The 13,847-nt window shown below is 42.8% G+C and carries 11 protein-coding genes, 1 tRNA gene and 1 pseudogene; 10 read left to right on the top strand and 3 right to left on the bottom strand.

Annotated features, from left to right (window positions below; all coding sequences use genetic code 11):
- Positions 1–75 precede the first annotated feature (75 nt).
- A pseudogene (locus tag CQ839_RS25615) lies at positions 76–273 on the bottom strand (ISKra4 family transposase); the annotation flags it as partial.
- A gap of 233 nt (positions 274–506) precedes the next feature.
- Between CQ839_RS25615 and CQ839_RS25940 the strand changes: the two are divergent.
- The 4 genes from CQ839_RS25940 (at position 507) to CQ839_RS03880 (ending at position 4,405) form a co-directional block, all read left to right on the top strand.
- Positions 507–887 (top strand): transposase, encoded by a 381-nt coding sequence (locus tag CQ839_RS25940; protein WP_103666955.1) that lies wholly within the window; start codon positions 507–509, stop codon positions 885–887.
- Positions 888–1,115: 228 nt separating this feature from the next.
- Positions 1,116–1,691, top strand: a complete 576-nt coding sequence (locus CQ839_RS03890; RefSeq protein ID WP_103666954.1) for a LexA family transcriptional regulator — start codon at positions 1,116–1,118, stop codon at positions 1,689–1,691.
- Positions 1,692–1,838: 147 nt separating this feature from the next.
- A complete protein-coding gene (locus CQ839_RS03885) occupies positions 1,839–2,366 on the top strand; it encodes a hypothetical protein (protein WP_146048691.1) in 528 nt (175 codons plus the stop codon).
- Positions 2,367–2,659: 293 nt separating this feature from the next.
- The gene (locus CQ839_RS03880) at positions 2,660–4,405 is read left to right on the top strand and encodes a ShlB/FhaC/HecB family hemolysin secretion/activation protein (RefSeq protein WP_103666952.1); all 1,746 of its coding nucleotides are present in this window, start codon (positions 2,660–2,662) and stop codon (positions 4,403–4,405) included.
- A gap of 294 nt (positions 4,406–4,699) precedes the next feature.
- Here CQ839_RS03880 and CQ839_RS03875 read toward each other — a convergent pair whose 3' ends face one another.
- The gene (locus CQ839_RS03875; RefSeq protein ID WP_103666951.1) at positions 4,700–6,958 is read right to left on the bottom strand and encodes an ABC transporter substrate-binding protein; all 2,259 of its coding nucleotides are present in this window, start codon (positions 6,956–6,958) and stop codon (positions 4,700–4,702) included.
- 145 nt (positions 6,959–7,103) lie between these two features.
- Positions 7,104–7,176: transfer RNA gene (locus CQ839_RS03870), tRNA-His, on the bottom strand.
- 364 nt (positions 7,177–7,540) lie between these two features.
- Here CQ839_RS03870 and CQ839_RS03865 point away from each other — a divergent pair.
- The 6 genes from CQ839_RS03865 to CQ839_RS03840 all read left to right on the top strand — a co-directional run bounded on the left by CQ839_RS03865 (position 7,541) and on the right by CQ839_RS03840 (position 13,827).
- Positions 7,541–8,851: a formylglycine-generating enzyme family protein gene (locus CQ839_RS03865; protein WP_103666950.1), complete on the top strand. Its 1,311-nt coding sequence runs from the start codon at positions 7,541–7,543 to the stop codon at positions 8,849–8,851.
- Positions 8,852–8,930: 79 nt separating this feature from the next.
- Complete coding sequence (locus CQ839_RS03860; RefSeq protein WP_103666949.1) at positions 8,931–9,716, top strand: ABC transporter ATP-binding protein; 786 nt, start codon at positions 8,931–8,933, stop codon at positions 9,714–9,716.
- Positions 9,717–9,852: 136 nt separating this feature from the next.
- On the top strand, positions 9,853–11,367 hold the full coding sequence (locus CQ839_RS03855; protein ID WP_103666948.1) for a peptidoglycan-binding protein: 1,515 nt from the start codon (positions 9,853–9,855) through the stop codon (positions 11,365–11,367).
- Positions 11,368–11,427: 60 nt separating this feature from the next.
- Positions 11,428–12,240 carry a hypothetical protein gene (locus CQ839_RS03850; RefSeq protein ID WP_103666947.1) on the top strand — a complete coding sequence of 271 codons (813 nt, stop codon included), beginning with the start codon at positions 11,428–11,430 and terminating at the stop codon, positions 12,238–12,240.
- Positions 12,230–13,162, top strand: coding sequence for an alpha/beta fold hydrolase (locus CQ839_RS03845; RefSeq protein WP_258040618.1), 933 nt, complete (start codon positions 12,230–12,232; stop codon positions 13,160–13,162). The genes CQ839_RS03850 and CQ839_RS03845 overlap by 11 nt, the downstream gene beginning before the upstream one ends.
- A 2-nt stretch (positions 13,163–13,164) precedes the next feature.
- Positions 13,165–13,827 carry a molybdenum cofactor guanylyltransferase gene (locus CQ839_RS03840; protein ID WP_103666946.1) on the top strand — a complete coding sequence of 221 codons (663 nt, stop codon included), beginning with the start codon at positions 13,165–13,167 and terminating at the stop codon, positions 13,825–13,827.
- Positions 13,828–13,847: the final 20 nt, after the last annotated feature.

Genomic DNA, 13,847 nt, shown 5'->3' with positions numbered 1-13,847 from the left:
AATGTCCCTCAGGTGCTTGCCCATCGTTGTGCTTATCTCAATGGTTTATTGGCTTTCTAGACTATCCCAAAAAAGTGACATGCTCCCCTCAACATCACCATTCCAGAGAAATTGCTCAGCATTTTCTAGTCGGCGTATAGAGCCACCAACGCCATGTAAATGCTCAATCAGATGATACCAATACCAATCAAGAATTTCAAAGCGTTGCTCTACGGGAGCAATTTGTGAGAATAAATTCTAAATACCGTCATGTCCATCCCCCAGACAAGGGAGACCGCAAGATCGACTTTTTGACCGCAGACCGCGAATTTGTGGGGGAAGAGTGGTTTGATTACTTGCTGTGTAACCATGTACCCGTTTTCGTATCCGCATTCGCAAAAACCTTACTTGACAATGGACAGAAGCAACTTCGGGCTGACGTGTGTTTCCAAGACATCCAAATTGGCCAATCAAAGGTGCTATCTAAACCGAGGCTAGTTTGAGGGCATTGGCTTTATATTGCGTCTATGCGTCTAGATGATGGCGATTTATTAATTGTCGCTACCGCTCATAACCCGCATAGTGCCATTGCTGACTATACCAAGCGTTGGGCGATTGAAACTTTATTTGGTTGTTTTAAATCTCGTGGCTTTTGTTTGGAGTCTACTCATCTTCAAGACCCTCAACGCCTTTCTAAACTTTTTGCTTTACTTACTCTCGCTTTATGCTGGTGCTTTTCCTCTGGCTTATGGCAATCTCTACTCAAGACTCTCAAGCCTAAAAAACATGGGCGCTTACCTAAAAGCATTTTTCGTCTTGGGTTTGATTTCCTGCGTGATATCATTTTTGACCTTCATCTCAATTCTCTAGCCTTTTTCAACTCCATTAAATTTTTGTCCTGTACTTAGACTTCAAAGACAAAAGACAAGGATAAGTCATTATCGACCTTTCAATTATAGGACTTACGCAAATAAACCGAGAACTTGAGTACTTGGTTTATTTGCGTAAGTCCTAAATTATCGATCGCAAATTAATTTACCTATGACATATAGGCGATTAAATCATATGATTAGCGTACAATATTCGTGCAACTGTAGCGATCGCAGTACACATATAAATAACCTTTGGAGAATACTATGCCGCGTGGTGGGAAACGTCAGGGAGCAGGTCGTCCTGTGGGTACTGGCAAATACAACGAAACAACAAAGGCTGTGCGGTTACCAATTAGCCTGGCTGATGAAATCTTAGAAGCACTCGCGAGAGATCCGCAACAGGTAGAACCAGCAACCATTGTCTCATCTATTTTTAAAACAGACAACTTTACAAAATGTCGAGTGCCACTCTATCTCAATCCCGTTGCCGCAGGACTGCCCGCCCCAACCGAGGATTATATAGAAGGCAAGATTGACCTCAATCGCCATCTTGTCAAACATCCTGACTCCACCTTTTTAGTTCGCGTAGTCGGAGAGTCCATGCAAGATGCGGGTATACATCCTCGTGACCTACTTGTAGTCGATCGCTCCCTTGAAGCCATCAGTGGCAAGGTAGTCATCGCCGTAGTCGATGGAGAGTTAACCGTGAAACGTCTGCGTAAACATCGGAACAAATTATGGCTCATGCCTGAAAATCCGAATTTTCAGCCCATTGAAATAGGCGAAAATGTGGAGCTACATATTTGGGGAGTAGTCACAAACGTAATTCATGCCCTTTAGTGAAAATACAAGCTATAGAGATGTAGAGCTAGCAAAAACTAGTAAAAATATTGTTTAAGTAGTTTAAACCAATATTTTGCCTATAAATGGGGGATGACATTTAGCTTTAATTATCGTACATTAATCAAAGAGTTTTTGGTCTTGTCTATGAATCGCCTTCCTGACGCTTCTGCACCGATCCTATCCTTATCTGCCTCCAAGGCTCGTTCATTTGGTATATCTGAAAATATTGTTGGCAATAACTCTTCTTCTGAGTTCTTCGCTGTTTGGCAAATGCTCTGTTCGCGCCTAGATGCGTTCAAAGGAAATTGGCAGGTTAGCTTTTCTTCACCTGTAGCAGTATCGGACTACATCACCATGCGTTGTTTCCTAACTATTGGTGATATTACTCGTGAGGCAACAGGCAGTGATAAAGGCTGTTTAATTCAAGTAGGATCTTCCTCGATTGGCGTTCATGCACCTGAGCGAGCCATGCTCAATGCTTTTTGCAATGCTGCCGTCCATTTTGGAGTCATTCTCCCCTTCAAACAGCTCCGCAACAAGAAACCTCCAGACGATAAGCATGACTTAGAGGCTGTAGTCAGTATTCTTCGCAAGATTCAGCGTAAGCAAAAAATGAACCGTGGTTTCAAAGCTTTAGCTAGTCTTACTAATTTGATGACTCGCCAAACATAGACCCAAAAATGAGAGGCGGCGCTTTGCGCCGCCTCTCGTCTTTATATAGCTGTCGCCATTCTTGTTAGGACATAAAACCCAAATAGTGAGAGGCTGCGCTTCGCGCAGCCTCTCACTATTTGGGTTTTGATTTGTCTTAATAAAAGTGGCTAAGGCTATAAAACCCAAGATAGAGAATAGCGGCGCAAAGCGCCGCTATTCTCTATCTTGGGTTTATACTTGCTCAAATGACATAATCCGAGTAAATTACATCCCAGCAAATCAATGTTGCAGTTATGTAGGTACTTTTAGTTATGTCGGAGTGCTATAGACGATTAAAAATCTCAAGGCTAACTGTTAATCTAGGCTTTGGCTTGACTAGCTATATTGCTTTTATTTTGCCAATTTTGGCGCAAACAGGCAATAACTCTATAACACCACAAATTATTACACCGTCGCTGCGATCGCCTTCGATACAACCTCCAGTCCAAACGCCAAAACCTCTCCCCTCACTTGACGATTTATTAAATCCATCACGCGAGCCTAGCGCTCCTCAAAAAGATATACCCGTAACTGGAACTCTTACAGTTAAACGATTTGAGGTTTTAGGCAGTACAGCATTTTCTCAAGTAGAACTTGATCAAGTTCTACTTCCATTTACTAAACGTCTAATTACTTTTGCGGAACTATTAAAAGCTAGATCGCAGATTACAGATTTGTATATAAGTAGAGGATACATTACCTCAGGCGCATTCATCCCTACCCAAGATTTGCAGAATGGCGTAGTACGGATACAAGTAATTGAAGGAGGGCTGGAAGAAATAAAAATTACTGGAGTTGAGCGTTTAAGCCCAGACTATGTGCGATCGCGGATGAATATTGCTACAGGCGCACCACTTAACCGCGATCGCTTGATTCAAGCCTTAAGAGTTCTCCAAATCAATCCTTTAATTGCTAGTGTATCCGCTGAGCTATCCGCAGGAACACGAGCTGGGCAAAATATTCTCGAAGTGCGGGTTAGAGAAGCAAAGTCTTTGAACGTGCAGATATCTCTAGATAATAACCGTGCTCCTAGTGTTGGTTCATTGCGCCGCAAAGTCCAAGTTAGCGAAGCAAATTTAACGGGATTGGGCGACACCCTAAATGTGGGATATAGCAACACCGATGGAAGCAATTCCTATGATCTTAGTTATACATTGCCGATCAATCCCTACAATGGCACGATCGCATTTGCATTTAATAATGGTAATAGCAACGTACTAGAGAAGCCCTTTAATATATTGGATATCTATGCGAATTCCACATCCTATGACTTTATTTTTCGGCAGCCAATTGAGCAAACTCCAAGTCAAGAATTGGCGCTAGGCTTCACGGCTTCCTATCGCGAAAGTCTAACTAGTTTGTTAAAAATCCCCTTTCCATTGTCCGCAGGAGCCGATGATAATGGAGTGACAAAGATTGCGGTTTTACGTGCATTTCAAGAATTCACACAGCGCTCTAGTCAATCGGTGCTCTCCTTGCGATCGCAGTTTAGTCTAGGACTAGGAGGTGTATTAGGCTCCAATGTGAATGCCAGTTTTCCTGATAGTCGCTTTGTTTCATGGCGTGGACAGTCGCAGTATGTGAGCTTACTTGCACCTGATACCTTTTTATTACTGCGTGGTGATCTGCAATTTGGCGATCGCGCAATTTTGCCATCGGAGCAAATTGGGTTTGGAGGACAGGACACTCTACGAGGTTATCGTCAGGATGTCTTGCTAGGAGATAATGGATTGAATCTATCCGCAGAGTTAAGGTTACCAATATTACGGATACCTGAATGGGAAGGTCTATTGCAAATAGTCCCATTCGTTGATGCTGCTGCCGTATGGACAAGCTCAGGAGAAGCAAACTCTAGTTCCAATACTTTATTAGGCACTGGCTTGGGCTTGCGTTGGCGAGTTGGCAATACTTTAGATGTTCGGCTTGACTATGGCATTCCTCTGATTTCTGTGCCAAATAGTCGGAATACTGCACAAGAAAATGGGCTTTACTTCAATCTAAATTTCACAGGGTTTTAAACCCAAATTAATAAAGGCGGCGCTTCGCTCCGCCTTTATTAATTTGGGTTTTGATTTGTCCTAGCTATCTCTTACATTGCTATACCAAATAAATCATTTACATTTTAGGAGTACCCGATTCCTAGATGTTCTACTCCCTTCCCAGTGAAAGATTACACGTTGGGGCGCTTCGCGCCCCAACGTGTAATCTTGGTTTTTAATGTCTATTTCTTGACTGGGAAAGGAGTAGGTTAGAAAGGTTCTAAATCAACAGGAAAATAGCGACGCTTAGTGTCGCCATTTTCCTGTTGGTCTTCAAACTAAGCGATCGCTATAGCTAATCGCAAAAATCGAAATTGTGATGATCAAAATCAATGGATAGACAATCCACGAAGCAATATTTAAGTATTTAAAAGCTTTTTTATGCCCATCTTTTTCTAGTTTCGTGCCGACTACTGTGACCAGAATCGGTAGTAAACACAAACAGAAATAGACATAAAATACATATTCCATCGCTACGGTGTAGCCAACTTCAGGAAGTTGATTGTTAAAAGAGAGTAACAACACAATTCCTGATAGTAGTGCCGAGGCAGGAGCCATCGTACGGGGCACAAACATCGTATAGGGGAAGAATAGGCAGCAATAGGTTAGAAGCGATAGCAAGATCAGAGGCAAGACATTCTTAGAGAGAAATACTAAGGTTTTACGCTGGAAAGTCATGCGAATGCTTAATCCAGGGTATTCCACTTGAGCATTGGACTGAAACAAATCAGGATCGCCTTGAGTGGAAGTACTGCGTGATGAATCTTGGAAATAGGTGATATTTTTAAAAGTCCAAAGCTGGAGTCCTTGAAATGGTTTACGTTCTTCGACTTCAGGTCTTGGCAATTTTAAGCCAACCTTATCGATCGCATAAATTAACCGATCAGTAGATAGATTAGGATTATCAAAACGCAAGTTTAATCTTTGCGAATCAAAGGGATAATCGCGAAAATCAAAGGCATTCCGAAATTCACCACGCACCCGATAGAGACGATAGTTCAAGCCATTGACAACCTGCGCCTTGATTGGTGCTTTGCCATCAAATACTGGAGCTGTGGGGTTGACGCTATTGGTGACCGCATCAGGAAACTGAATCTCCGTAGGTTCATCATTGCCGTTATAGCGAAACCACACATAAAAATCGGCGGTAAAGGTTGCCTTATCAATGCGATTCAGCTTATTGATATCCATCCCTGCATAAACCACCCGCTGCCGCCAAAAATACTGCTCGCCCGATTGAACGATGCTTCCTGCTTGGATTTCTTTCGGTAGATTGAGTCTTTCAGGATTAGCGATTGGTGTAAATTGCTGAGAAGCAGAAATCAGTTTTTGGTTTTGGAATTGGGCAAGGCGCACAGGCTGATCGCTATTGCGATCGCTATTGAAATACAACAAGCCAGTTAAGCCTCTAATCCCTACTTTGCGATTATTTAGTGCCGCCAAAGCCTCACGCACCTGTTCGCGATCGCCTTCTACGTTTGTACCTTTAAGATTGACTTTACGGATTGCATCCACTGCGACGATCGCTGCCTCATAAAACTTTGCCCCTAAGTACGAAGGAGTCTTGTTATAGGTTTTTTGATAGGATGTCAGAAAGTCTTGAGCATCAGCTCCAGCACTATCAAACAAGATGGGCAATGGCACATACATCCCATCAGTAAAGAATCCTGCATTTTGCTTTTCTTCGTCATATTTTTCAAAACGCTTAGCAAATGATTCTCGTCCAAGAGCCTGTTCTCCCAAAATCGAATTCTTTAAACCCTTTTGTTTGAGAGCTACCAAGAAATCTTCAGCAACCTCCTCTTTAGATAAAGTTAAAAACAAAATTCCCGCGTCAGGCTCAGCAGCTATTTCATTGACAATTTGCTGCACCGAAGCTTTGCGATTATTGGGGTCAGAATCGATCGCCCAAATTTTTTGAATTTTGCCAGTACCATTAGCTTCAAAGGCAGACTTAATTAATTCTGACTGTGCTTGTTCATTTTTACTAGCCTTGTCATAAATCACACTCGCAGTTTTTAATTGCAATACCTGCTGCGCATAGATCGATAGGGTTTTAGCAAGGGCAGGATTGGTATAAATCATCCGAAAATAGTAAGGGCGATCGCTCGTCACCTTTGGATTATTGGCTGTACCTGTAATCGCTGGTAATTTCTTATCTTGGTAAATGCTCCCCGCAGCGATCGAGGCATCTGAAGAGCGATGCCCTAACACAACCAATGCGTCACTTTTGGCGATTTCATTAGCAACTTGTGTTGCCCCATCCGCATTACCCTTATCGTCAAAAATATTTAACTTAAGCTGACGACCATTAATGCCCCCGTCACGATTGGTCGCATCAATATATAACTTGATACTATCGACTATTTCCTGACCACCACTAGCGCCATCACCACTTAGAGGCGCTGCGACGGCGATCGAGATCGCATTACCATCGGCTCGCAAACTTTGCGGATATAGTCCCCCAAACGATACTGCGATCAGTAGCGTGATCAAAGCGATCGCGCAAAATCTTACAACTGTCTTACCCATGAAACTTACAGCCGTCCTATTTAAAAATTGCTAACGCATGAATTGAACTGTCTCGCAATTTTAATGCTTTGAGCTACCGTCAAAACACCCAAAAAAGAAAAGAGGTCACTTTGTGACCTCTTTTCTTTGTGGGTTTTAATTTGAGGGCGAATGATGGGAATTGAACCCACGAATGGTGGTACCACAAACCACTGCCTTAACCACTTGGCTACACTCGCCATTTAACCGTTATTGATAATACTACTGATATGCACAATTACACAAGATCTTTTTGAAATTTCTACTAAAACCCAAAAGAGGGTTGCGGTGCAAAGCACTGCAACCCTCTTTCTATCTAAAGCAAAAGGCGTTGCTTCGCGCCGACTTTTGCTTTTTGGGATTTAATATTTAAGTAGCGATCGCTATATTAACGACCCTAGCAGCCTGTTGGAGAATCAGATTTCTGCCAAATAAGATTTACTGTAGGATGCGTTAGCCATAGCGTAACGCATCACTATCTAACTTTGACAGTGCGTTACGCTTCGCTAACGCACCCTACTACAATAAAGATTCTGGGTTTCCCCGACAGACTGCAAGACATAAATGGATGTAGACAATATCCTCAACAAGCGCTATCACATAAGTCAAACCATTGGTATTAAACAAGTTGGTGAGATCGACTTGTCGGTTTATCTAGCAGAAAATTTAGAGATGCCGATTACACCTAAACCCTTGTGTGTGATTTATTTTTGGCAAATTTCAAAAAAAGATGCTCTAGATCATGGGGTGATCGCCGCAAAACTATATGAAATTGGACAAAACTATACGCTATCTCCAAAAGTGCAAGCTTTTTTTACGGAAGAAGATAATTGTTATCTGGTGCGCGAATATTTTGAAGGTTATGAATATCTAGAAGAATTTAGTCGAATTATTAATGATTTTACGGTTCCAGAAGCAAACAAGACTTCAGAAGTTTCTACGGTTAAAGCTTTGCCAATCGCGAGATCATGGGTAAAATCTCTTGCAAAAGCACCAATAAAGATTAATCGTCGTCAGTTACTTATTAGCACTAGTTCCGCGATCGCAGGTTTTACCCTAGCGATATTTCTCGAAAACCTCAAACCTCAGCCAGCACCAATCATCATTGCGGAATCGCCACCAGTTCCTGAACCACCTCGCGATCCGATCAAAAGAGGTGACAAAGCCTTTCGTGATGATTTGGGTAATGGAGTCCACATAGAAATGGTGCGGATTCCCTCAGGCAGATTTTCTCTTGGTTCGCCAACCAATGAAATTGGCAGACGAGACAATGAATCACCTATATCGGAAGTAAATATTCCTGCTTTTTACATGGCAAAATTTGTAGTCACGCAAGAGCAATGGGTCGCCATTATGGGCAGTAATCCCGCCTTATTTCGTGAAAATCTGCAAGCGCCTGTGGAAAATATTTCTTGGTTAGAGGCTCAAGATTTTTGTCGTAAATTAGCTGCGCGATCGCAACACCTTTATCGCTTACCTAGTGAATCAGAATGGGAATATGCTTGCCGTGCTGGTACAAATACGGCTTACCATTTTGGCGATAGTCCTACTGAACTCGTTGATTATGCATGGTTTGCTGACAATGCCAACAAGCGATCGCATCCTGTCGGACAGAAAGTGCCAAATCCTTGGGGACTATACGAAATGCAAGGCGGTGTTTGGGAATGGTGTGAGGATGTGTGGCACGATAATTTTAATGGTGCACCTGCCGATGGATCGGCGTGGGTACTTGATGGCTACACCAGTCGGCGCGTGCGTAAGGGCGGCTCATGGAGCAATGAAGCGAAGCTATGTCGCGCCGCAAGTCGTGAATGGCATTGGCAAGGCGATCGCTATAAAGACATCGGCTTTCGCGTGGTTATTTCCGCAATGTAGAGCTGCGAAGCTTCTTGACCATTGCTATAAACCCCTCGCACTGTATATGCTTATTTCAAGTAAGGCTATAAACCCAAATATGAATGCTAATCAATCTACCGATCTAACTGATCGCCCCGATCGCCAAATTTCCACTCAACTTATTCTCAAAGCCAGTAAAATCGTTGCGGGATATGTTGATGGGGTAGATATTTTACAAGGTGCGAATTTATCAGTATATGAAGGCGAACTTGTCACCGTGATTGGCTCTAATGGTGCTGGCAAATCGACCTTAGCAAAAGCAATATTTGGTCTTGTACCAGTGAGATCGGGGGAAATATTATTTGGCGATCGCAATCTGATCGGACTTAAGCCAGAACAAATCGTGCGACAGGGAATTAGCTATGTACCCCAAATTGCTAATGTATTCCCATCCCTAAGCGTGTCTGACAATCTTGATATGGGAGCCTATACCCGCGAAGGAAATCTCGCAGTACTTAAAGACAAAATATATACAACTTTTCCTGTGCTTGCCAAACGACGCAATCAAAGGGCAGGGACACTATCTGGTGGTGAGCGGCAAATGCTCGCGATGGGAAGGGCGCTGATGCTAGAGCCGAAATTATTGATTTTAGATGAGCCTTCAGCAGCGCTGTCACCGATTTTGGTTCAGGATATTTTTAATTTGATTCAACAAATTAATCAAACAGGGACTTCGATTATTTTGGTCGAGCAGAATGCGCGTAAGGCTTTAGCGATCGCTGATCGTGGTTATGTGATGCATTTGGGCAAAGATGAATTTACGGGTAAAGGTGCTGATTTATTGAATGACCCCGAAGTTGCCGATCTGTATTTGGGTATGGGCAATTTTGGCAAAACAGCATAGGAAACCCAAAATTATTGTGGCGAGCTAAGCCACCGCAATAATTTTGGGTTTTATGGCTAGTGAGATGTGGAATACATCGCGATCGCTTAGCTTGTCGATAGAATATTAGACTAAGGCTTTTTTATAGAGGAATTTCATGGCAGTCGTAGAGGTAAAGCTTTCGTTTGAGGAACTAACCAAAGCACAGACCTATTTGCAGCAGTTAGGACTATATGACGGTGAAGTGGATGGCATCTATGGCAGATTATCGGAAGCTGCTTTTGTGCAGTTTGCTAATGCCCTCAGTATTGATACGATTTTGGATCCTAACTCCCAAGCTCTTACAAACAAACTGTTACAAATGCCTACGGTAGTTAGACATTTGCTCAAAATTATCGGTGAAGGCGATCGCTTATTCCCAAAATTTACTAATGCTCAGCGCATTTTCGTGAATATGGGGCAAGCCGACTCAAATTATCTTGGCTTCCTTGATCGCGGAGTCAATGGCAGTATTGCAGGCTCTAAGAAAGGTTTGCCAAATCGCAATTTTGCGCCATCTCCATTGTTGAACCATATTCCCGCCTATGCCGATCGCCTTTCAAGTTTGCCAGATGGGGTAAATGTAGTGTCCTATGGCGAGGTTGCTATGCTTAATGGTAGTCAAGTGCGAGTGCGATTTCGTCCATATCCTGCGATCGGAGCAATTCCCAATATTGAAAACGTCGGCTTAGAATTTCTCCATAGCAGCATTCAACAAGCTTGCATCTGCGTTGGCAGTGTCGTTAATGGACAAATGTTAGCCCGTTGGATTGGGCGCGATCCTTTAAGCAATGTCCAGTTTTGGAGTTCTACCAAAATATTGCCTTTGCTCTATACCATTTGCCAAGCCAATCAAGTGCAACCAAATCAAGCGATCGCTAATTGTGCGATCGCTGATACACAGGGAAATAAAATACCGCGCACATTTGCGGAAATGGCTCAGCGTATTTGTGCTTATGATGAATCTAATGGCATGACCTCAAATGGATTGTCGGCAATGTTTAAGCAATTTACTACGCCCTTAGCATTACAGAATTGGCTAATAAAAATTACAGGCAATCAAAAGCTAACTTTTCAAGGACGCTATGGTGAGGCTCCTTACATTGAACAGCCGATTTTGCGCGATCCCACAGGAACAAATATAATTAATGGAGTCAAAGATCTACATCGAGGTGACAATTTAATTTCTGCCTATGACTTAACAAGAAGTGTTTCTCAAATCGCATGGCATCGTCATCTAACTCCTGCCAATCGCTTACCTGCCCAGTGGCATAGTCTAAGCACTTTGATTAATGCGATGGGGCGAGATACGGCAAGGTACGTGGATGCAGCGATTGTGGCTCTCGGATTGTCATATTTTATTGACAATCCTGTGGTGATATCCAAGATGGGTTTTGGATACAGCGATCAACGTAAACAAACTGAGCTTACCTATACTGCTTGTATCCAGTTTGTCGATCGCCTTGCCCAATCCCATGATTTGCCTTTACCAAAGATGCGATCAGTTAATATGACTTTACGTGCTGTCCTTAATCTTAGAGATCCTGTGCGCGAAGCTTTAGAAATTGATGCGAGAATGGCTGCTACAGTCGCTGAGATTTTGCGTAGGATTGTCACAGAAGAACTAATCTAGAAATTTAATGCTGCGATCGAAATATTCGAGTTCGCTTGCCATGCAGGATTGAAATACACAATGCAAAAACAACGCACTTTATCTGCTGTCGGTCTATGGTGGCGATGGGTACTAGCTACGCTAGTTGGTGCTGTGATCGGCACTATATTTGGGATTGCTGCTTGTTTAGCGGGAGTTCATTACCTTAGCGATCGCCTGATTGATCTCCGCATTTGCGATACAGGTTTTGGGAGCCTTAACTGTCCTGTATCAACTGGCATTGTCAGTGGAGCGATTGTAGTAGGCGCATTTGTGGGCTTAATGCAATATCTAGTTTTGCGGCGATTCTTTAAATCTTCAGGCTGGTGGATTTTAGCTAGTACATTTGGCTGGACTTGGATTGGATTTGCAGCCACAAGCTTAGCCTATACAGCCCAATTTGGCTTTGTGCTTAATCCAGATGGTTCTTTTGCCGAGAGCAATATCGTTGATCGCATTCCACTATTGGCAGTTAATTCTCTATGGCTAGTTTTGGCGGGAATCCTATTGGGCGTTTTACAATGTCTAGTCTTGTGGAATAGTCAGCATCCAAAATTCTCTAATCCTCAGTTCTTGAAAGGGAGAGCTATTTTATGGCTGATAGTTAATATTGTTCTAGTAACAATAATGGCGATCGCCATTATTGCTATTTTTCGAGGTCGGGGCAGTTTATATGGGATTCTATTATTCTTTTTAGGATTTACTCCTTTTTATGCCACGATTACAGGGGCAACTCTTGTAAAAATGCGCCTACACCAGTTAAAGCGGAAAAATACAGAGTTAGAGGCAAATTCCCTATTACCTGCAAGTGATGGAATAGATGGAATCAATAAGATGAGTAGTGATGAAACCTGAACACGATCTAATGTCGAACTTACCGCCTGAAGTTACCCAACTGCGATCGCAGCTCACAGAACCAACATCGATCGAGCTGGTTGATAATATTCAATTTTGTCTTGTATCCACGAACTTCACTAGTGAAGTGATTTTGACGAGCTATGTCTGCGATGGTCAATCTAAAAGTAATCAAGATACACCGATTTTGCTACTGCATGGGTTTGATAGCTCTCTATTAGAGTTTCGACGACTGCTCCCTAAACTGGCGACTTCGCATCAAACTTTTGCTATGGATTTATTTGGCTTCGGGTTAACCGAACGTCTGGCTGATAGCCAAGTTAGTCCTGAAGCGATCAAAGAGCATCTTTACTATTTCTGGAAAACAGCGATCGCTAAACCAATTATTTTAGTTGGAGCATCAATGGGCGGTGCAACTGCGATCGACTTTGCGCTTACCTATCCTGATGTAGTGAAAAAATTGATTCTCATTGGCAGTGCAGGAATGCGAAAGGGAACTGCTGCTGGTAAATTTCTTGTGCCACCTCTAGATCGAATGGCAACAGATTTTTTGCGAAGCCCAAAAGTCCGCCGTGAAGTCAGTCTCAAGGCTTATGCTGATTCTAGATTTGTCACGCCCGATGCCGAAGTTTGCGCATCTTTACATTTAGCTATGCCTCGTTGGAGTGATTCCCTGATTGCATTTACTAAAAGCGGTGGCTATGGTTCCTTTGCAAAGCAATTAGCATATTTGCCACAAGAAACGTTAATTCTCTGGGGCGATCGCGATCGCATTCTTGGAACAAAAGATGCAGCCAAGTTCCAATCAATTATTCCCAACAATAAGCTCGTTTGGATTGACAATAGCGGACATGTTCCTCATTTAGAACGCCCCGAAATTACTGCCCAAGAGATTCTCAAATTCATCTATAGCGGTAGCTAATTATGTTAGGGAAAACCCAAAAACCAAAAGAGAGTTGCGGCGCACCGCACCGCAACTCTCTTTTGGTTAAAGTCACTGCGATCGCGCTTTCGGGTGGAAAAAGCTCAAGGATGGGAAGGGATAAAGCTTTATTAGAAATTAATGGGGAAACTCTATTATCTAGAACCTGTCGAACTGCTCTAGAAGTAGCCAATTCAGTTTATGTCGTGGCGCGAAGTCAGGAACAATACCAAGAAGCGATCGCCCAAAATTTACCGCATTCCTATCTAGTTTTAGATCAACAATTTGATGGAGCATTAGTTGGCTTTTGGCAAGGAATTCAGGAGATCGCGAGTCCTGTTGATTGGATCTTATTGCTTGCCTGTGATTTGCCAAATCTGCAAGGTGATATTCTCCAGATTTGGGCTAGCCAGTTAGCGAATTTACCTGAAACTGCGATCGCTTATTTACCTCGGTATGTAGATGAGAATTCGCAAAAGCAATGGGAACCTCTATGCGGTTTCTATCGTTGGCAATGTCAAGATTCTCTCAGAGAGTTTATCAATATTGGAGGGCGATCGTTTCAAAAATGGTTAAGTAATCAAGAAGTTATTGAGATAGAAAATGCACCTTTTGCGATGCTGTTTAATTGCAATACTCCAGAAGATTTTCACTCGATAAAATAAAGGCGCACCCTAAGGGTGCG

The organism is Pseudanabaena sp. BC1403, from assembly GCF_002914585.1.
Classification (GTDB): domain Bacteria; phylum Cyanobacteriota; class Cyanobacteriia; order Pseudanabaenales; family Pseudanabaenaceae; genus Pseudanabaena.
The sequence above is the reverse complement of the archived record's forward strand: the minus strand, read 5'-3'. Positions and strand labels throughout refer to the sequence as shown.